The organism is Sphingorhabdus sp. YGSMI21, from assembly GCF_002776575.1.
Taxonomy (GTDB): Bacteria; Pseudomonadota; Alphaproteobacteria; order Sphingomonadales; family Sphingomonadaceae; genus Parasphingorhabdus.
In genome coordinates this window covers 3,767,233-3,785,917 of the sequence record NZ_CP022548.1, presented here as the reverse complement: position 1 = coordinate 3,785,917, position 18,685 = coordinate 3,767,233, and the positions used below count along the sequence as shown (strand labels likewise).

At 57.5% G+C, this 18,685-nt stretch carries 14 protein-coding genes; 8 read left to right on the top strand and 6 right to left on the bottom strand.

All coding sequences use genetic code 11. From position 1 onward, the window contains the following. Positions 1-26: 26 nt before the first annotated feature. Together CHN51_RS18110 and CHN51_RS18105 are read right to left on the bottom strand one after the other, a co-directional pair. On the bottom strand, positions 27-446 hold the full coding sequence (locus CHN51_RS18110; protein ID WP_100095270.1) for a hypothetical protein: 420 nt from the start codon (positions 444-446) through the stop codon (positions 27-29). 21 nt (positions 447-467) lie between these two features. Next, on the bottom strand, positions 468-785 hold the full coding sequence (locus CHN51_RS18105; RefSeq protein WP_100095269.1) for an HU family DNA-binding protein: 318 nt from the start codon (positions 783-785) through the stop codon (positions 468-470). A gap of 265 nt (positions 786-1,050) precedes the next feature. Between CHN51_RS18105 and CHN51_RS18100 the strand changes: the two genes are divergently transcribed. Then, positions 1,051-2,844, top strand: coding sequence for a VWA domain-containing protein (locus tag CHN51_RS18100; RefSeq protein ID WP_164089273.1), 1,794 nt, complete (start codon positions 1,051-1,053; stop codon positions 2,842-2,844). 126 nt (positions 2,845-2,970) lie between these two features. Here the strand turns inward: CHN51_RS18100 and CHN51_RS18095 are convergent, their stop codons facing one another. Beyond that, positions 2,971-3,468, bottom strand: a complete 498-nt coding sequence (locus CHN51_RS18095) for a nuclear transport factor 2 family protein (protein WP_100095267.1) — start codon at positions 3,466-3,468, stop codon at positions 2,971-2,973. A gap of 84 nt (positions 3,469-3,552) precedes the next feature. On the opposite strand from CHN51_RS18095, the gene CHN51_RS18090 reads away from it, so the two are divergent. The 3 genes from CHN51_RS18090 to CHN51_RS18080 all read left to right on the top strand — a co-directional run bounded on the left by CHN51_RS18090 (position 3,553) and on the right by CHN51_RS18080 (position 9,548). Further along, the gene (locus CHN51_RS18090; protein WP_100095266.1) at positions 3,553-4,326 is read left to right on the top strand and encodes an SDR family oxidoreductase; all 774 of its coding nucleotides are present in this window, start codon (positions 3,553-3,555) and stop codon (positions 4,324-4,326) included. Positions 4,327-5,309: 983 nt separating this feature from the next. Next, positions 5,310-8,789, top strand: a complete 3,480-nt coding sequence (gene putA / locus CHN51_RS18085) for a bifunctional proline dehydrogenase/L-glutamate gamma-semialdehyde dehydrogenase PutA (protein ID WP_100095265.1) — start codon at positions 5,310-5,312, stop codon at positions 8,787-8,789. A 126-nt stretch (positions 8,790-8,915) separates the two neighbouring features. Continuing rightward, the gene (locus CHN51_RS18080) at positions 8,916-9,548 is read left to right on the top strand and encodes a LuxR C-terminal-related transcriptional regulator (RefSeq protein ID WP_240616799.1); all 633 of its coding nucleotides are present in this window, start codon (positions 8,916-8,918) and stop codon (positions 9,546-9,548) included. Between the two features lie 175 nt (positions 9,549-9,723). Here CHN51_RS18080 and purN read toward each other — a convergent pair whose 3' ends face one another. After that, the gene (gene purN, locus CHN51_RS18075; RefSeq protein WP_100095264.1) at positions 9,724-10,689 is read right to left on the bottom strand and encodes a phosphoribosylglycinamide formyltransferase; all 966 of its coding nucleotides are present in this window, start codon (positions 10,687-10,689) and stop codon (positions 9,724-9,726) included. Then, positions 10,682-11,788 carry a phosphoribosylformylglycinamidine cyclo-ligase gene (purM, locus tag CHN51_RS18070; RefSeq protein ID WP_100095263.1) on the bottom strand — a complete coding sequence of 369 codons (1,107 nt, stop codon included), beginning with the start codon at positions 11,786-11,788 and terminating at the stop codon, positions 10,682-10,684. Before purM ends, purN begins: the two co-directional genes overlap by 8 nt. A 62-nt stretch (positions 11,789-11,850) precedes the next feature. Here purM and CHN51_RS18065 point away from each other — a divergent pair, with 62 nt between their 5' ends. The 4 genes from CHN51_RS18065 to CHN51_RS18050 all read left to right on the top strand — a co-directional run bounded on the left by CHN51_RS18065 (position 11,851) and on the right by CHN51_RS18050 (position 17,477). After that, positions 11,851-13,137 (top strand): hypothetical protein, encoded by a 1,287-nt coding sequence (locus CHN51_RS18065; protein WP_100095262.1) that lies wholly within the window; start codon positions 11,851-11,853, stop codon positions 13,135-13,137. Positions 13,138-13,209: 72 nt separating this feature from the next. Further along, entirely contained in the window at positions 13,210-13,767 is a 558-nt protein-coding gene (locus CHN51_RS18060; protein WP_123906361.1) for a DnaA/Hda family protein, read from the top strand. Between the two features lie 3 nt (positions 13,768-13,770). Then, positions 13,771-15,960 carry an RNA degradosome polyphosphate kinase gene (locus CHN51_RS18055; RefSeq protein ID WP_100095260.1) on the top strand — a complete coding sequence of 730 codons (2,190 nt, stop codon included), beginning with the start codon at positions 13,771-13,773 and terminating at the stop codon, positions 15,958-15,960. 5 nt (positions 15,961-15,965) lie between these two features. After that, on the top strand, positions 15,966-17,477 hold the full coding sequence (locus CHN51_RS18050) for a Ppx/GppA family phosphatase (RefSeq protein ID WP_100095259.1): 1,512 nt from the start codon (positions 15,966-15,968) through the stop codon (positions 17,475-17,477). Here CHN51_RS18050 and rnd read toward each other — a convergent pair whose 3' ends face one another. Next, positions 17,478-18,668, bottom strand: a complete 1,191-nt coding sequence (gene rnd / locus CHN51_RS18045) for a ribonuclease D (RefSeq protein WP_100095258.1) — start codon at positions 18,666-18,668, stop codon at positions 17,478-17,480. Positions 18,669-18,685: the final 17 nt, after the last annotated feature.

Sequence of the window (18,685 nt, the reverse complement as noted above, 5' to 3'; positions counted from 1 at the left end):
GAGCCTGCGGTGCGAAAAAGAAAGTTTCAGCCGGCGATCGCGGGAAAGGAAACGCGGCTGCCGATAGCAGTCAACAAAAACAGCACACCGCTGATCGCAACAACCTGCTTGCCGTAAAATGAGAAATTGAGAACGGCTTGAAATTGCTTGCCGCGTTTCGTCTGCTTATATTCGGTGCCGTTATTTGCCGCTTGGCTCGCTGCCAGCCATCCCATCAACATCTGGAGATAATCGAGCGACACGGCGATACACCCGCAGATTGCTGCCCAGACCAAAAGATTGTCGGCGAAGGCTTCCATGCCCTTGCTGAATTCCGTGGCCCGCGACAACAGGCTGAAGGCTGCCGCGACAAGGCCATAGCCGATATAGCGGCTGGTTTCGCTGACCTTGGCGGAATAGGCATCCTGTTCCTTGCGCAGATTTTCCAGTCGTTTTTCAGGTGTCATATGCGGTGCCAGCCGATTGCATTATCTGAATTTGGGGCCAATCCAGCCATCATCGCCGCCGCGGCGGTTGTTGATGGCTTCTTTCAGACCCTTCCCGGCCTTGAATTTTGCACTGGTCGAGGGTGCTAATTGCATCGGTTCCCCGGTGCGGGGGTTTCTGCCGGTCGATGCCTTGCGTCTGGATGTGGAGAATGTGCCAAATCCGGCGAGACGGACATCTCCGCCCCGGCTCAATGTACCCGCAATCGCATCGAAAATCGCGTCGACCGCTTTGGCTGCGTCTGTCTTGCTCAGGCCGCTTGCTTCGGCAACGGCGCTGATGAGGTCCTGTCGGTTCATCACATACCCCTGAAAAGCTCCAGGCGCCCGGATATTGCCAGTCGATCGTCAATTTGTCAAAAATGCGGGCGCGCAGAGCGCTAGGGAGATTTTTCACAGTAGATGTCAGTTGGTGGATAGAAAAGTCGACTTTTGCGCCGACATGGTCGGCAAGGCCGAGCAGTAGCTAAGGATATACTATTTCGGATCGATGATCCTAAAAACTTGCGATTCCCCGAGCGCATGGCAAGATGCTGGCAAGAACTGCTTTGTCAGGAGGGGATTGATGGATAGCTTCAGTAAATTCGCAACATGGTTCGTCATCGCATCGTGCGCTATCCTCCCCGAGAGACCACAGGCTCAAGTCCTGCAGGAAGAGGACGATTATAACGTCATAGTCGTGACATCCGCTCGCCAAGGCGGAGCTCAGGATGCCCGCCGATTTCGAAAAGCGGCTGAAGACGGGATGCCCCGACCGGAAATGCTGACCATTGAGGGGCTGATGGGCGAGCATGATCTGACTCTTCCCAGCACTCAGAAATGTGAACAGATGTTCTGTCTGGTAACGGAAGCCATGCCCGCATCTTTGCCCGGACGCCCCGCTGACAAGCTATTTGTCGGGCTTGGCTTTGCGACCAATATCGATGAAGCTCTCTACAAGCGCCCGCCGCTCAATCTGGTCGCTGTCGTTGACAAATCGGGATCGATGTGGGGTGAACCGCTCGAGCTTGTCCGGCAGAGTTTGCGCCGGATTGTCAGCCAGATGCAGGACGACGACCAGCTCTCCATTGTCCTTTACGGCGATGAATCGCATGTATGGATGAATCCCACCAAGTTGAAGCAAAATCGCCGTGCCATCTTGTCCAAGGTCAACGCGATCGAAAGCGCTGGCTCCACCAATATGGAAGCGGGCCTCAAAGTTGGCTATGATACGGCGTTTGATAGCCAGAAAGGGTTCCCCGGTTCGACCCGTGTGATGCTGTTCACCGATGAAAACGCCAATGTTGGTGATACGTCTGCAGAAGGCTTCATGGGCATGGCAATTGCCGCCTCGCAGCGCGACGTCGGCCTTACAACGATCGGCGTCGGCGTTATATTCGACGACAGTCTCGCGACAAAATTGTCGAGCGTGCGGGGTGGGAATCTGTTCTTTATCGAGGATCAAGCCGCTGTCGAAGATGTCTTTTCCAGACAATTCGAATTGATGGGCGGAGAGCTCGCCCATGATTTGAAACTGACAATCGTGCCCGCTAATGGTTGGGCCGCAACGGGTGTTTTCGGCGTACCCGATAGCCTGATGACAAGCGGAAGGGACGGGGCAATCGCCGTGACAATTCCCACGGTGTTCCTCAGCAATAATGGCGGCGGTATTTATGTCACGCTTGGCAAGTCTAGCGAACGCGCAAACTTGCCAGTGGCCGCCATTGACGAGGACGGATGGCTCATGAATGTCTCGCTCAGTTACGCCGAGGCACAATCGGGCAAGGCCGGGACCGACCAGTTGACTGTAGCGCCGCCGGGTGCCGTCGCCAGCGCGCCTTTGCGTTTGTCGCAAAATCTGGTTGACCAGTTTCTGCATATGCAGAGCGCCACCACGGCCTATCATATCGACAATGACCCGAAACGGGCCTTCAGCATCCTTTCGGATCTCGAAAACAGGCTGAAGAACGCTTCGCTGGCCAGCCTGGATTCCGAACTCAAGCTCGTTGGCAATATGCGCGCCGAAGCCGCTTATTATGCCGGCTATTCCGGCGAGCTACCTGAAAATATCCGGCACAGGGCAATCTCAGGCCGTTGGAAAGTTGTCCGCGCGACGGGGTTTGTCGATGTTTTCAAAGGGAATATCATGACCTTCGAGACGGAGGAGGATGACGAAGGCTATGTTCAAACCGAGCGCGTCAAGCCGCCCCGTGGCGTGGAAGAGAGCGAGACGGAAGAATTCGCCGTGAACGAAAAGCAGATATTCTTCAAAGACAGTGACATCATCTTTGGCTGGCGATTGGTTGGCGACCGGCTTTATCTTAAGGACCGCGCAGTGGGTAGCAATGCCAGGATCAACCTGCAACGTATCGAGGACTGACGCGGAAGCCGCGTCGCGCCGTCGAATTCTGAAAGGCGTGCAATATTTCCGGACGGTTAAGGCTGGTCATGGCGCCTCCTCGTGGTGCCAAGGAACGCCATCTCTGCGGCAATCCGCCCGGAACGTCTAGCTGCCTCCCGCATGATTGCCGACGGTTACTGCCGAACTGCTGGCTTCTTCGGATCGTTCCCAGTCGTGGAAGGCTTCGCGCTTGACGATGATCCAGGCGCCGTCGCGTTTTTCCAGCCTGTCGCAATAGCGGCCGGCGACGATCCAGTCGGTGGCCTTGCCATGGGTCTGGCAGGCAGCGAAGTCGGGGTTGCCCGCCTCGATATAGTGATAGGCGACGAAATTGGCCTCGCTGGTGGCGCTGTTGCCGTCATCCGACAGGTCGATATGGACATTGGAGATCGAGTGGTGGGTGCCCGGGATATTTTCCAGCGTCTGGCTGGCAAAGCCGATGAACTCGTCCGGCGGCCCTTCATAATCGCCATGTTTGTGGACATGGTCATCGGCGAAGCAGGAGCGGACCAGCGGCCAGTCGCGGCGATCGATCCCCTTGCAATAGCGGTGCAGGATATCGCGGATTTCCTCGCGTGCCGAAAGCTGCTCCAAACTGTACATTCCTGATATCTCCTAATTTTGCCAGTCGTTATAATTTGACTCTGGCCCTAGCCTTCACCGCAATGATCGTTGAGGAGATAAAGCATGGGCAGACTGCAAGGCAAAGTGGCAATAATAACAGGCGCGGCCAAGGGATTGGGTGAAGCCGATGCCCGGATATTCGCGCGGGAGGGCGCAACGGTCATCCTCACCGACATGGACGAGGAAAATGGTCAGCGCGTTGCCGTAGAAATCGGTGATGCGGCGGAATTCCAGCTGCAGGACGTCCGCGACGAGCAGGGCTGGGAAGACCTGATCGCCGATGTCGTTTCGCGCCATGGCAGACTCGACATATTGGTGAATAATGCCGGCGTGGTCGAACCCGGCACGATCGAGACGCAAACCACCGAGGAATATCGCTTCGTCATGGCGGTCAGCGCCGACGGCGCCTTTTATGGCTGCAAATATGCCGTGCCGGCGATGAAGGCTTCGGGTGGCGGGACGATCATCAACATGTGCTCGATCGCTTCGATCATCGGCGAGCCGATCGTCGTCGCCTATTCGATGGCCAAAGGCGCGATCGAAAGCCTGACCCGCAGCGTCGCCGTTCACTGCGCCAACAATAAATATAACATCCGCTGCAACAGCGTCCATCCCGCCGGCATATTGACGCCGATGGTCGAGGCCATCGGCCCCAAGGTCATGGGCCGTGACGATCTCCGCCCTTCCAGCGAAGGCCCGGCACCGAGTGCGCTCGGCGAACCGGATGATATTGCCAATACCGTGCTTTTCCTGGCCTCCGATGAAAGCAAGTTCATCAATGGTGCGGCCATTCGCGTCGACAATGCGAAATCGGTGGTGGAAGGCGTGGTGTCCTGACCATTTGATGGGGCTGTTCTTGCCATGTCGGACGAGCGACATTTTCAAGATTGAGCCGGTCAGAAACATTCTCCGAACGTTTCCCGTCATGTGACCCGGCTTGGCAACGGCCGGAATCGCGCGAAACCGCGAAGTCGCGAAGCGATTGCGCGCTGTTTTCCAACCTTCGCGGCTTCGCGGCTTCGCGCGGGCCCATTGAAAAAATGAAAGCGATAACGCGGCGATTTTGACCTCGAACCGAACGACGCAGGGCGCTCAGAATCGGCAGCTTGCGGCCTGGACGAAGCCGGGTAAGGGTGAGTCGGACGGTGAGGGCACAGCGACCGGAGATCAGAACATCCTCAGCTAACTGCATCTAGCCGCCTCCGCTGACGCCTTGGCGCCAAGATCTCCTATCCTTCTCCCTCGTGGGAGAAGGCGCAACATGTTCAGGGCGATCTCGCAAAACCGCTTTCCTACACCCACTGCCATGGCCTATCCTGTTCCGCGGTCCTGCGACAAGCTTGGGCCGCGCTCTTTGACAATCTGGAGATGACGAAGCCCCCTCCGCACGCCCCTGGAATTGAAGGGGAGCGATTGTCGGCCAAAATCGAAAGGTCACACTCGGCGCGCCGTTGCTGGTTCAAAAGTCCCGGAAACCTGAGGTATTCGGGCAAAAGTCACGGAAAATAAAACCGGGCTTTTCTGTAAAGTTTCCAGCGCGACGCATATTGATTGAGTTCGCACGAAGGCACGAAGTCGCAAAGGCCCAGAGAGACAGCGAGCAATGCCTCTCTATCTTCGCATCGCGGTAACGCCCCAATTGACCAAATTTGCCTCGGTCAATTGACAAAGGTTGCGTTTGCAACCGGAAGTGAGATATTCGGTGCCACCCGGCCGAACCGATCAACACGATCATATGATCGTTCGCTGTCCGGCCTCACAATGACATTGTTCCCCCAATCGAAAATATGTCGCCACAATTATTAGGAAGCCGTTGCCCCATGAACACCCTGATGGACTACCGGGAAAAAATCCGCACGCATCACCGCAGTGATGAAGATGAGATCCTGGATTATCTGATTTCCAACTATGCGCCGGACGAGCCGACCCGCAAGCGGATTCAGGAGCGGGCGATCCAGGTTGTCCGCGATGTGCGGAGCGCCTCGGGGCCGACGTTGACGGAAAGTTTTCTCGGCGAATATGGGCTGTCGACCGACGAAGGTCTGGCGCTGATGACCTTGGCCGAGGCGCTGTTGCGCGTGCCGGACAACCAGACGATCGACGCGCTGATCGAGGACAAGATCGGGCCCTCCAACTGGCGCGAGCATATCGGCCAGTCGGAAAGCTCGCTGGTCAATGCGTCGACCTATGCGCTGGAGATGACGCGCAGCGTGATCAACAAGCCGGAAAGCCGCGGGCCGCTCGACGCCCTGCGCGGTGCGATCAAGCGCCTGGGCGAACCGGTGATCCGGGTGGCGGTGCGCCAGGCGATGAAGGAACTCGGTAATCAGTTCGTCCTTGGCGAGGATATGAAGCTCGCCTTGAAGCGGGCGGAGAAGTGGAAAGCGAAGGGCGCCACCTATTCCTATGACATGTTGGGAGAGGCCGCGATCACGCAGGAAGGCGCGGATGAATATTTCGCCGCCTATGCCGACGCGATCGAGGAAATAGCCAAGGTCGCCATTTCCGATGACTTGCGGGAAAACCCGGGGCTGTCGATCAAATTGTCGGCGCTCTATCCGCGCTACGAGATGAGCCAGCAGGCCAAGGCGGTGCCCGAACTTGCCGAACGCGTGGGTGAACTGGCGCGGGCCGCGCGCGATGCCAATATCGGTCTGAATATCGACGCCGAGGAAGCCTATCGTCTGGGCATATCGCTCGACATGATCGAGATGGTGCTCAGCGATCCGCGCCTGACCGGCTGGGACGGCTTCGGCGTTGTCGTCCAGGCTTTTGGCAAGCGCGCCAGCTTTGTGATCGACTGGCTCTATTCGCTGGCGACGCAGCTGGACCGCAAGATCATGGTTCGCCTGGTCAAGGGCGCCTATTGGGACAGCGAGATCAAACGTGCGCAGATGGACGGTGTCCCCGATTTTCCGGTGTTCACGACCAAGTCGGCGACCGATATCAGCTATATTTGCTGCGCGTCGCAGCTGCTGAAAATGACCGACCGGATCTACCCGCAATTTGCCACGCATAATGCGCACAGCGTCGCCGCCATTCTCGAAATGGCAGGGAACCAGCAGAATTTCGAATTCCAGAGGCTTCACGGTATGGGCGAAACCTTGCACGATGCGCTGCTGCGCAATGAAAAAGTGCGGTCGCGAATCTATGCGCCTGTCGGCAAGCATCGCGAACTGCTCGCCTATCTCGTGCGGCGGTTGCTGGAGAATGGCGCGAACTCGTCCTTCGTCAACCAGTTGGCCAACCATGCGGTGGCGGCCGAAATGATCGCCACCGATCCTTTCGCGACGCTGAAAGCCGATCAGCAGGCCAGCCGGTCGAAAATCATCAAGCCGGTCGATCTCTACCAGCCGGAACGGGTCAACTCGCGCGGCTGGGATCTGGCCAATCGCACCGACATGAACGAATATGTCGGAGAGCGGGCGCCATTTGCCGAGAAGCTGTGGCGTTCCTCGCCGATCACCGTTCGGCCGGTCACCAGCGGAACCACCCGCAAGATATTCAATCCGGCGCGCGTGGACAGTCAGGTCGGCGAAGTGATCGAGGCGGACGAGAGCCAGGCGCTACAGGCCATAGAAGACGCCCGGTCCTGGGATGCTCCGGTGTCCGAGCGGGCCGCGATCCTGCGCCGGGCCGCCGATCTTTACGAACACCATCATGGCGAAATTTTCGCATTGCTGGCGCGCGAAGCGGGCAAGACCCAGTTCGATACGATCGCGGAACTGCGCGAGGCGGTCGACTTCCTGCGCTATTATGCCAAGGAAGCGGAGAAACATCCGGAGAGCAAGCCCCGTGGCATCATCAGCTGCATCTCGCCCTGGAATTTTCCGCTGGCGATTTTTACCGGTCAGGTTGCCGCGGCTCTCGCTGCGGGCAATGCGGTATTGGCGAAACCAGCCGACCAGACGCCGCTTATAGCAGCGCTTGCCACCAATTTGCTGCACGAAGCCGGCGTTCCTGTTGCTTCTCTGCAGTTGCTGCCCGGTGCTGGTGCGACCGTTGGGGCAACGATCAGCGGTGATGCCCGGATCAATGGTGTCTGTTTTACCGGCTCTACCGCGACGGCCCAGACGATAAACCGGAATATCGCCGAAAATGGTCAGGCGGACTCGTTGCTGATCGCGGAGACCGGCGGCCTGAACTGCATGATCGTCGATTCGACCGCTTTGCCCGAACAATCGGTTCGCGATATCATTACTTCGGCATTCCAGTCGGCCGGGCAGCGTTGCTCGGCCTTGCGGGTTCTCTATCTGCAGGAAGATGTCGCCGATTCTTTTCTGAACATGCTCTTCGGCGCCATGGATGCTACTGAAATGGGCAATCCCTGGTGGTTGTCGACCGACATCGGCCCGGTGATCGATCAGGCGGCGCACGATAAAATCAGCAGCCATATCGCCACCGCACGGAAAGACGGCCGGTTGCTGAAGCAGCTCGACTGTCCGGATGAAGGCCATTTTGTCGGTCCGGCGGTCATCCGGGTGAACGGAATCAACGATCTGGCAGAGGAAATTTTTGGTCCCGTCCTGCATGTTGCAACGTTCAAGAATGACGAGCTGGACATGATTGTCAGCGATATCAACAGTCGCGGCTACGGGCTGACCTTCGGCCTGCAGACCCGGATCGAGCGCCGCATCGACAAGCTGACCAGCGCCTTGAAGGTCGGGAATATCTACGTCAATCGCAACCAGGTCGGTGCGGTGGTCGGTTCGCAACCCTTTGGCGGAGAGGGTCTGTCCGGCACCGGCCCCAAGGCCGGCGGGCCACATTATCTAACGCGCTTCCATGCGGGCTCCAGGCCGGTGTCGGCGATCGAACAGGGCAATCAGCTAACCCTTGACAGGGTGCAGGCGGCACTCGACAACTTGCCGGCTGTCGACATGCGACCACGCAGTTCCGAGATCATGCCCGGACCTACCGGTGAATCGAATGAGCTGTTCACCTATGCGCGGGGGACGATATTGTGTCTTGGTCCTACAGCGGAAGATGCTGCAAGGCAGGCCGAGACGGCGCATCAGCAGGGCTGCGTGTCGTTGACCTGCGTTCCCGGCGCTACCGGAAAACAGACGGTCGACGGATTTGTGCCTCGCGAAATGCTGTCTGCCTTGACCGGTATCGATGCCGTTGTCTGCTGGAGCGAAATCGCGGATGTCCACGCTATCCGCGAGGCATTGGCGAAACGCGACGGGCCGCTGATCCCGATCATCACCGAAGAGAATTTTGGTCAGCAATGTCTGGTTGAACGGCATGTCTGTATCGATACGACCGCTGCGGGAGGAAATGTTTCGCTGCTGACCTGAGGGTGTGGATGCCGTCGGGCCGCTTCATTGCGGGCAAATGCCCATGGCCACGGTTCCGCTCTACGCTTGCCTTTAACACTATATGTAGAGTAGCTTAATCCGATGGAGCGCGAACAGAATTCCAGCATGAAAAACCAGATGGCGATTTCCAAATCGGATTTGCCCACGGCCTCTGTCATGGGCCTGATCGAAAAAAGTCCGATTGCCTCTGTGGTCAGCAATCCGCGTTTGCCCGATAATCCGCTTGTCGCCGTCAACGATGCCTTTGTGGAACTGACGGGCTATGACCGGGACTTCATTATCGGTCGGAATTGCCGTTTTCTCTCGGGCGAAGAGACAAAGCCCTGGCTGACGGAGGAAATTCGGCGCGGGGTGCGGCAGCAAAAGTCCGTCCTGGTCGAGATTTTGAATTATAAGAAGGACGGCACGCCGTTCCAGAATGCGGTGCTGGTGGCTCCCCTGTTCGACGAAGAGGGCGAGCTGGAATATTTTCTGGGATCGCAGGTGGAAATCGATGCGGATGTTCCTGCGCTGGCGAAAGCGCGCCGCATGCGGGCTGTCGAGATTGTGAAAGAGCTGTCGAAGCGGCAACGGGAAGTGCTGCAATTCATCGCCAAGGGGCTGCTCAACAAACAGATCGCGCATGAACTGGGTCTCAGCGAGCGGACCGTAAAAATGCATCGTTCGATCCTGATGAAACGGCTCGATGTACCCAGCGCGGCGGACATGGTCCGACTGGCTGTCGAGGCGGGAATGTAGTCAGGGAGTCATACGGTCCAAGGGCCGTATGGATTTCACAGCGGTTACCACCTATCTGTAAAACTGCATCGCGGGTTGGAGTTTCTTTTCCCAATTCGGGCCGCAGACCTTTTTGGATAACAGTTCTCCCTCCTCCTTGTTGTCCAAAGATTTTCAGCCCGTGATGCATTATCCCCTAAAATTGGTCGGCGATTGCAATCATCTTGGTAAGTCGTTTCGGCGCCACCTGGCACCAGCTGCTGTACAGCCGGTCCGCAATATGGTCCCAATCGGTACGGCCTGTGTCGAGGCGGATCGCGATCCAGCCTGACTTTCCGTAAAATTTGGGAGAATAATAGAGGTCGGGATCGGCACTGATCAATGCAGCCTGCTCGTCCAGTCCAGTGGTCTTTACGAGAAGGGCTATGCTGGCCTCGCCATGATAGCTCTGCGCGAAATAGGCGAAATATTTGCCCGTTGTTTGGCTGCCCACGCGCCAACCGGGGGCGCCGAAACTGGCCCGTTCGTGGGTCTCCTCGAGCGCCAGCGCACGCGCGCGAACCTGGGCCAATATCCAGTCCGGATCCGCCTCGCGCGTGACATATTTGGCGAGCGTGGCGGGATAGAGCTGATGTTCGGCGATCAAAATGCGGCTGGCCAGACTGTCGGCATCGTCGTCGGGCCAAATGGCGACCTCGGTCTGGGCCAGTACAGGGCCATCATCCAGTTCCGCAGTTACGAGATGGACACTGCATCCCGCGACGCTGTCGCCCGCATCGATAGCGCGCTGATAGGTGTCGAGGCCTTTGTATTTCGGTAGCAGGCTGGGATGGATATTCAGCATATGGTCCGTCCATTTTCTGACAAAACCATCACTCAAGATCCGCATATAGCCAGCCAGCACGACATATTCTGCCCCGGCTTCGACTATGGCCTCGTGCATCATTGCATCATGCGCTTCGCGCTCCAGGCCTTTGTGCGGATGAACGAACGTTGCGATATTTTCCGCTTCGGCCAGTCTCAGGCCGGGCGCTTGGGGATCATTCGATGCCACCAGTACGATCTCGAAGGGGCAGTCGGAGGATTTGGCTGCATAGACCATCGCCGCCATATTCGACCCGCGGCCGGAAATTAGAATCGCGATTTTGGCCTTTTCAGCCATTGTGCGTGGCGGTCCAGTCGTCCGTCGCCGACCATATGCCGCGTGCGCCCGATACTGAGCAGCCTTTGGGCCCGTCACGGACATCACCGATCCTGTGGACCTTCTCGCCGGCGGCTTCCAGATCGTCTGTGATCGACTGCACTTGGTCGGGCGATACCGCCAGCACCATACCGATGCCGCAATTGAATGTCCGCGCCATTTCCTCCGGCTCGATATTGCCCTGTGCCTGCAGGAAGGCCATCAGGCGGGGCTGCTCCCAGCTCGAAGCATCGACATGGGCGTGCGTGCCATTCGGCAAAACGCGCGGGATATTTTCCAGCAATCCGCCGCCCGTAATATGGGCCAGCGCCTTGATCCGGCCGGACTGCATCAGCGGCAGTAGCGACTTCACGTAAATCCGGGTCGGCACGATCAGGGCTTCGATCAGCAATATATCCGGGTTGAACAGGGCAGGGCGGTCCATTTTCCAGTCCTTGTCGGCGGCTAGTCGGCGGACCAGTGAAAAACCGTTGGAATGAACGCCGGAGGATTCGAGACCGAGAAGCACATCGCCCGGCTCGATCGTCATTCCGGTCACGGCCTTTTCGCGTTCCACCGCACCCACACAGAATCCGGCAAGATCATAGTCGCCGTCGGCATACATGCCAGGCATCTCCGCCGTTTCGCCGCCGATCAGGGCGCAGCCTGACATCTTGCAGCCATCGGCAATCCCCGCCACAACCCGTTCAGCAATGCCGTTCTCGAGCTTTCCGGTGGCGAAATAGTCGAGGAAAAACAGGGGTTCTGCCCCCTGTACGATCAGATCGTTGACGCACATGGCAACAAGATCAATGCCGACCGTGTCATGGCGGCCATAGTCGATCGCCAGTTTCAGCTTGGTGCCAACGCCGTCGTTGGCCGCGACCAGCAGCGGATCCTGATAGCCCGCCGCCTTAAGATCAAAAAATCCCCCGAAACCACCGAGTTCGGCATTGGCGCCAGGGCGCGCCGTGGCTTTGGCCAGAGGCGCGATCGCCTTGATCAGGGCATTGCCCGCTTCGATGGACACACCGGCTTTCGCATAGGTGTAAGAATCCGGCTCATTTTGCTTTTCACTCATAGCTTGAGCGATTAGACAAGTCGCGGCTGGATTTCTACGCCATAATCGTCAAAAGGGCGCAAATGAGTTTTTTGAGTGACTTCCGGACCAAGATTGCCGCCGCCATTGCCGTCGTGACTGTGCTCGCGGGAACCGTTGTCTATGCCCAGCTGGAAGGTACGGAGCGCGGCGTCGCGCCGCTGGCCAGCACCGGTGATTTTGAAGTCATGGGCGTGGAAGTCGATGTCCATGGCGATAATGCATTCGACGCGCGGAAAAAAGGCTGGGAAGAAGCCCAGCGCAAGGCCTGGAAGATGCTCTACAAGCGTACGCAGGGCGGGGAGACCTCCGGACTGCCTGACGGTACGCTCAATACCATCGTCTCGGCGATTATTGTCGAGCAGGAGCAGATCGGCCCCAAACGCTATATTGCCACGCTAGGCGTGATGTTTGATCGGGCGCGAACGGGTTCGATCTTGGGCGTTGGCGGCCGGCGGTTGCGTTCTCCGCCGCTGCTGGTTCTACCGATCATGTGGAGCGGTGGTTCTCCGCAGGTGTTCGAGAACCGCACCGAATGGCAAAAGGCTTGGGCGCGTTTCCGCTCCGGGGACAGCGCCATTGATTATGTGCGGCCTTATGGGTCGGACAGCGAATCGCTGGTGCTGACCGCAGGGCAGGCCAATCGTCCGAGTCGGCGCTGGTGGCGCAATATTCTCGATCAGTTCGGCGCAGCCGATGTCATCATTCCGATTGTCCGGCTGACCTATGAATATCCCGGCGGTCCGGTGACCGGTCGTTTCACGGCGCGCTATGGTCCCGACAACCGGTTTATCGACAGCTTCGCCCTCAAAGTGGACCGCAGCGAAGATATACCCAAGATGATGGACCAGGGCATCGCGCGTCTTGATAATATCTATGCCAGTGCCCTGTCGCGGGGCATATTGAAAACCGACAAGTCGTTGATCATTGAGGATCCGTTTAATCTGGACGAGCTCGATCTTGAAGATTTTGATCTGGATGAGGATCTGGCTGGCGAGGTAGGCGGGGGCGAGGATGCTGCATCAGACGCAGGGAACAGCGCAACCGAGTCCGCCGGAGAAGCACCTATAGCCGCACCTGCTGCCGCAACCAGTATCTCGCTGCAATTTGATACGCCGGATGTTGGCGCTGTCGGGCGCGGCGAAGCGTCGCTACGCGCGATCCCAGGCGTTACCTCCGCTTCCACGTCCAGCCTCGCTCTAGGCGGTGTTTCAGTCATGAGCGTGACCTATAGAGGCGATATTTCTACGCTGGCTCAGGCGCTGCGAGCGCAAGGATGGCAAGTTCAGCAAGGAGCGGGCGCCTTGCGTATCAGTCGCTCCGGACAATAATATAACGGGACCATGAGTCAGATAGCCCTCCCTCTTGAACAGAAACCGTCGCCGGATCAGGGGGGATATCTGGTGACCGCAGCCAATGCCGAAGTGCACAGGCATTTGCAGAATTGGCAGGATTGGGTGCATCATACCTTGATTCTGACCGGTCCCGAAGCCTCTGGCAAAACCACGATGGCCGCGGCGTTCGAAGCGGAGAGCGGCGGGTTCTCCCTCGACGATGCTGCAGATCATAAGGACACAGAGATATTCCATCTCTGGAATCGCGCCAACAGCGAGCAAAAGCCGCTTTTAATTTTGGCGGCCAAGCCGGTGTCGGAGTGGGGGATCACTCTTCCGGATCTCAAATCCCGTCTGGCCGCGTCGCTGCATGTTGAAATTGGTGCTCCCGATCAGGCGATGATCGACGGCCTCTTTCAGAAATATTTCGCCATACGCGGGCTGACAATATCTCAGGATGCGTTGCGCTATCTGGAAAAGCGCATGGTTCGGTCCTATGCCATGGTGCTTGAACTGGCGCAAAAAATGGACTCGTTAGCAATTGAGTCCCGGAAACCGATAAATCTGGCAATCGCGAAATCAGCGCTCGGTTTTTTTGAAGCCGATGATGAAAAGGTGGATATTTAGCCCATGGAAAATCCTGCTGCAGAATCGCCTGATGCGGATGTGCTGCCTGCGGATACTGTCCCCGTTGCCTCGACGGAGGAGAGCGGTAAGCGGTATTTCAATCGGGAAATCAGCTGGCTAGGCTTTAACGAGCGGGTTATCGAAGAGGCCGAGAACAGCGCCCATCCGTTGCTAGAACGGCTGCGCTTTCTGTCGATATCCGGGAACAATCTGGACGAGTTTTTCATGGTTCGCTTCGCCGGATTGGTCGGACAATATCGGCAGAAAATCGAGGAACGTTCAGCCGATGGCCTGACCGCCACGCAGCAGTTGGAAGCGATAGCGGCCCGGACAGATTTGCTGATCGAACATCAGCAACGGGTATGGGCGGCCCTGTCCAGAACGCTGGCTGAGGAAGATATTTTTGTCTCGGCTGTGGCCGACCTGTCCGAGGATTCGAAGAGCTGGCTCAGGCAGCATTTCATTGACCAGATATTCCCGGTACTCACCCCGCAAGCGCTCGATCCGGCCCATCCCTTCCCCTTCATTCCCAACAAGGGGCTGAGCCTTGTTTTCGATCTGGTCAGGGAATCCGACAATCAGGGTATCAGAGAACTGGTGATGATCCCGTCGGGCCTCGCGCGCTTCATCCGCTTGCCCGGAGAATCGGCAATCTACGTTTCGGTCGAGACGGCGATTCAGGAATTTTCCGATATCCTGTTTCCGGGCTACGCCGTGAAAAACAGCGGACTGTTCCGGATCATCCGCGACAGCGATATCGAGGTGGAGGAAGAGGCTGAAGATCTCGTCCGCTATTTCCGCAGCGCTATCAAACGCCGACGCCGCGGTGATGTGATCCGGCTGGAAATGGGGCCGAATCTTGCCGAACCGGTGATCGCGATGTTGCGGGAAAATCTGCTCGATGACGGGGCCACCGAAAGCCGCATCAACGGGCTGGTCGGCGTCGGCGATCTCGACATATTGGTCGAAGAAGACCGTCCGGATCTGAAATTCACGCCGTATAGTCCGCGTTTTCCCGAGCGTATACGGGATCATGGCGGCGACTGTTTCGCCGCGATCCGGGACAAGGATATTTTGGTCCATCATCCCTATGAATCGTTCGAGGTGGTGATCGAATTTTTGCGGCAGGCTGCTGCCGATCCCGATGTGGTGGCGATCAAGCAGACCTTGTATCGCGCCGGCAAGCAATCCGCCGTTATCCGTGCGCTGATAGATGCTGCCGAAGCGGGTAAATCGGTGACCGCGATTGTCGAACTCAAGGCCCGTTTTGACGAAGAGCAGAATCTGCTCTGGGCAAGCGCGTTGGAAAGGGCAGGCGTCCAGGTCGTCTACGGATTTATCGAATGGAAGACGCATGCGAAAATATCGATGGTCGTTCGCAAGGAACAGGAAGGCTATCGCACCTATTGCCATTTTGGCACTGGCAATTACCATCCGGTAACCGCCAAAATCTATACCGATCTTAGCTTCTTCACCGCCGACCCGCGAGCCGCGCGCGATGCGGCGCAATTGTTTAATTATATCACCGGCTATGTCGAGCCCAAGGCGTTGGAACTTATTTCCATGTCACCCCGCGACATGCGCAACGACCTGATGGGCCTGATCGATCAGGAAATTGCCAATGTCCGGGCCGGCAAGCCGGGCATGGTCTGGGCCAAGATGAATTCGCTGGTTGATCCGGCACTCATTGAAAAACTCTATCAGGCGAGCAACGCCGGTGTCGAAATTGATCTGGTGGTTCGCGGTATTTGCTGCCTCAGGCCCGATGTGCCGGGCATGTCCGACCATATTCGCGTAAAATCGGTCGTTGGCCGGTTTCTCGAACATAGCCGCATATGGGCCTTTGGCAATGGCAGGGAATTGCCGAATGACGGAGCGAAGCTCTATATTTCATCGGCTGACTGGATGCCACGAAACCTTGACCGGCGTGTGGAATATATGATGCCGATCACCAACAAGACCGTCCACGACCAGATATTGGATCAGGTCATGGTTGCCAATCTGATTGATGACGAACAGAGTTGGGAGCTGAATGCCGATGGTAGCTACACGAGAGTAAAGCCGTCCGACAAGCCGTTCAACCTGCATCGCTATTTCATGACCAACCCGTCTCTTTCCGGTCGCGGCAAGGCGCTAAAGAAAAGCAACGCCGTGCCTCGTCTCAGCCTGCGTCGCCGCAAGAAAAAGGCGTGAACAGCATGCCGGGACAAAAAGGCGCTGATTTCTTCCCTGTCCAGATGAGGAAAAAACATGGTCGCCAGCGTACGGCGATAGTCGATATCGGCTCAAACTCCATCCGACTTGTTGTCTATCAGGGGCCGGCTAGGGTTCCGGCAATATTGTTCAATGAGAAGGTAATGGCCGGGCTCGGCAGGGAACTGTCGACCACCGGTGCGATCGCCAAGGATTCAATGGCGCTCGCGGTGCGCGGACTGAAGCGCTTCCATTGCCTGTGCATGGAAATGGAAGTCGACAGCGTCAAGAGTTTCGCGACCGCTGCGGTGCGGGACGCCAGCAATGGCAAGGATTTGCTAAAAGCGGCGCGCGAGATCGGCTATGACGTTGTGGTTCTGCAGGGTGAAGAAGAGGCGGAATCGGCAGCACTCGGCGTTATTTCCGGCATACCGCATGCCAAGGGTATAGTTGGTGATCTCGGCGGTGGCAGTCTGGAACTGGCGATGATCGAGAAGGGCAAAGTGCTGGAACGCTATTCCTTCCCGCTGGGCGTGCTCAGGGTCGCGGACCTGCGTGCGAAGGGGCAGGATGCGCTCAAGAGGCAAGTCCGCAAGATGCTCAAAAAGACCGGCTGGGAGAAGCAGGCTCAGGGACTTCCTTTCTATCTGGTCGGCGGTTCCTGGCGATCTCTGGCCCGGCTTGACATGTTTGACAGCCATTATCCGCTTCCGGTCATCCACAATTACGAGATGGAACCGCGGCGCGCGCAACGGCTCGTCAGCAGGCTTGCCCGTCTGAACAAGGAAAAGCTCAAGAATGTGCCTGGGCTTTCGAGTTCGCGGATACCGACCCTAAAGGATGCCGCATGGCTTTTGTCGATGCTGGTGCGTTATCTCAACAGCAGCAAGATGGTTGTCTCTGCTTATGGTGTGCGAGAAGGGCTGCTGTACCAGAGCATCAGCAAGCAGGAAGCAGCGCGCGATCCGCTCTTGCTGGCGACCGAAGATGCCGGTGCGGCACAGGCCCGCTTCCCGGCCAACAGCAAATTGCTCGGCAAATGGATCGCCGATATATTCTCCGAGGATCCGGTCGAATGGCACCGAATTCGGCAGGCGGCCTGCAATCTCGGTGATGTTGCGTGGCGCGCAAACCCGAATTTTCGCGCGGAGCGCGGACTGGAAATCGGATTGCACGGCAACTGGGTGGCGATCAGCGGTCCGGAACGCGAGATGCTGGGGCAGGCACTCTATACCAGTTTCGGGGGCGGCAATCATATTTTCCCCGGCGGCGGTAAACTCGCCAGCGATCAGGCGACACAGCGGGCGATCAGCTGGGGCTTGGCGATGCGCCTGGCGCAGCGGTTGAGCGGCGGTACCCGCAACCCGCTGGAACAGACGCAAATCCGCAAGTCCGGGAAACAGCTGGAACTGACGATAGCCGGTGATCTCGTCCATCTCTATGGTGACGCGGTTGCCAAGCGGCATGGCCATCTGGCCAACATGATGGGTTTGGAACCGGTGATGACTGCCGTCTAGCTATTCCGCTTCGGCGTTATCGCCTTCTTGCTGGTGGGTCATTTTGAGTTTTCCGTCCTTGACCGTGAAGCTCACCCTGCCTTCAACCAGATCCAGCGCGTCCCGGCCAAATTCTTCGTAGCGCCAACCCTCGAGCAGCGGCACGTCTTCGCGCTCGCCGGCAACGATCCGTTCCAGATCATCGGCGCGGGCCAGCAGTCTGGAGGCGACGTTCATTTCCGCCGACCGGATCTTGAGCAACAGTTTGAGCAAGTCGGTAACCAGCGCGTTGGATTTGCCATTCTTGGGGCGCCGGCCGATTTTCAGCGGCAAGTCGTCGCGCGATAGCGGTTCCGCCTGTTCGATCACTTCCATCAGCCGTGCGCCGATATCATTGTTTTTCCAGCCGGACGATAGTCCGCGGACCTGTCCCAGCTTGTTCTGATCCTTGGGAGGATGGGCTGCAATATCCGCCAGCGTTTCATCGCGCATAATCCGGCCGCGTGGCAGATCCTTGGATTGGGCTTCGGTCTCCCGCCAGGCTGCAATCGCTTTCAGCCTCCCAAGCATCTCCAGATTGCGGCCCTGCGATTTGACCCTTAGCCAGGATTTTTCCGGATCATTGACATAATTATCGGGATCGGCGAGCTTTTCCATTTCGGCATTGATCCACATGCCCCGGCCAGTCTCGCGCAATTTGTCCAGCATCATCGGGAAAATTTTGGCGAGATGAGTGACGTCGGCCACCGCATATTCCAGTTGACGCGCGTTCAGCGGACGCCGCGACCAGTCGGTGAAGCGCGCGCCCTTGTCCAGGGTGATGCCCAGCCAACTATCGACGAGATTGGCATAGCCGATCTGTTCGCTCTGGCCGATGGCCATCGCGGCAATCTGGGTGTCAAATATCGGGTGCGGGGTCTTTCCGGTGATATTGTGGATGATTTCGACATCCTGTCCTCCGGCATGAAAAACCTTGAGCACATTCTCGTTATTGACCAGCAATTCCATAAGGGGACCAAGGTCGACACCTTTCGCCAGCGGATCAATCGCCGCGGCTTCCTTGCCATCGGAAATCTGGATGAGGCAGAGAATGGGCCAATAGGTATTCTCGCGCATGAACTCTGTATCAACTGCCACGAAGTCGGCAGTCGCAAAGCGAGTGCAGATATCGGCGATGTCCTGATTGGTCGTCAGCAAATTATGGATGTGCATTTTTATCCTATACAGCG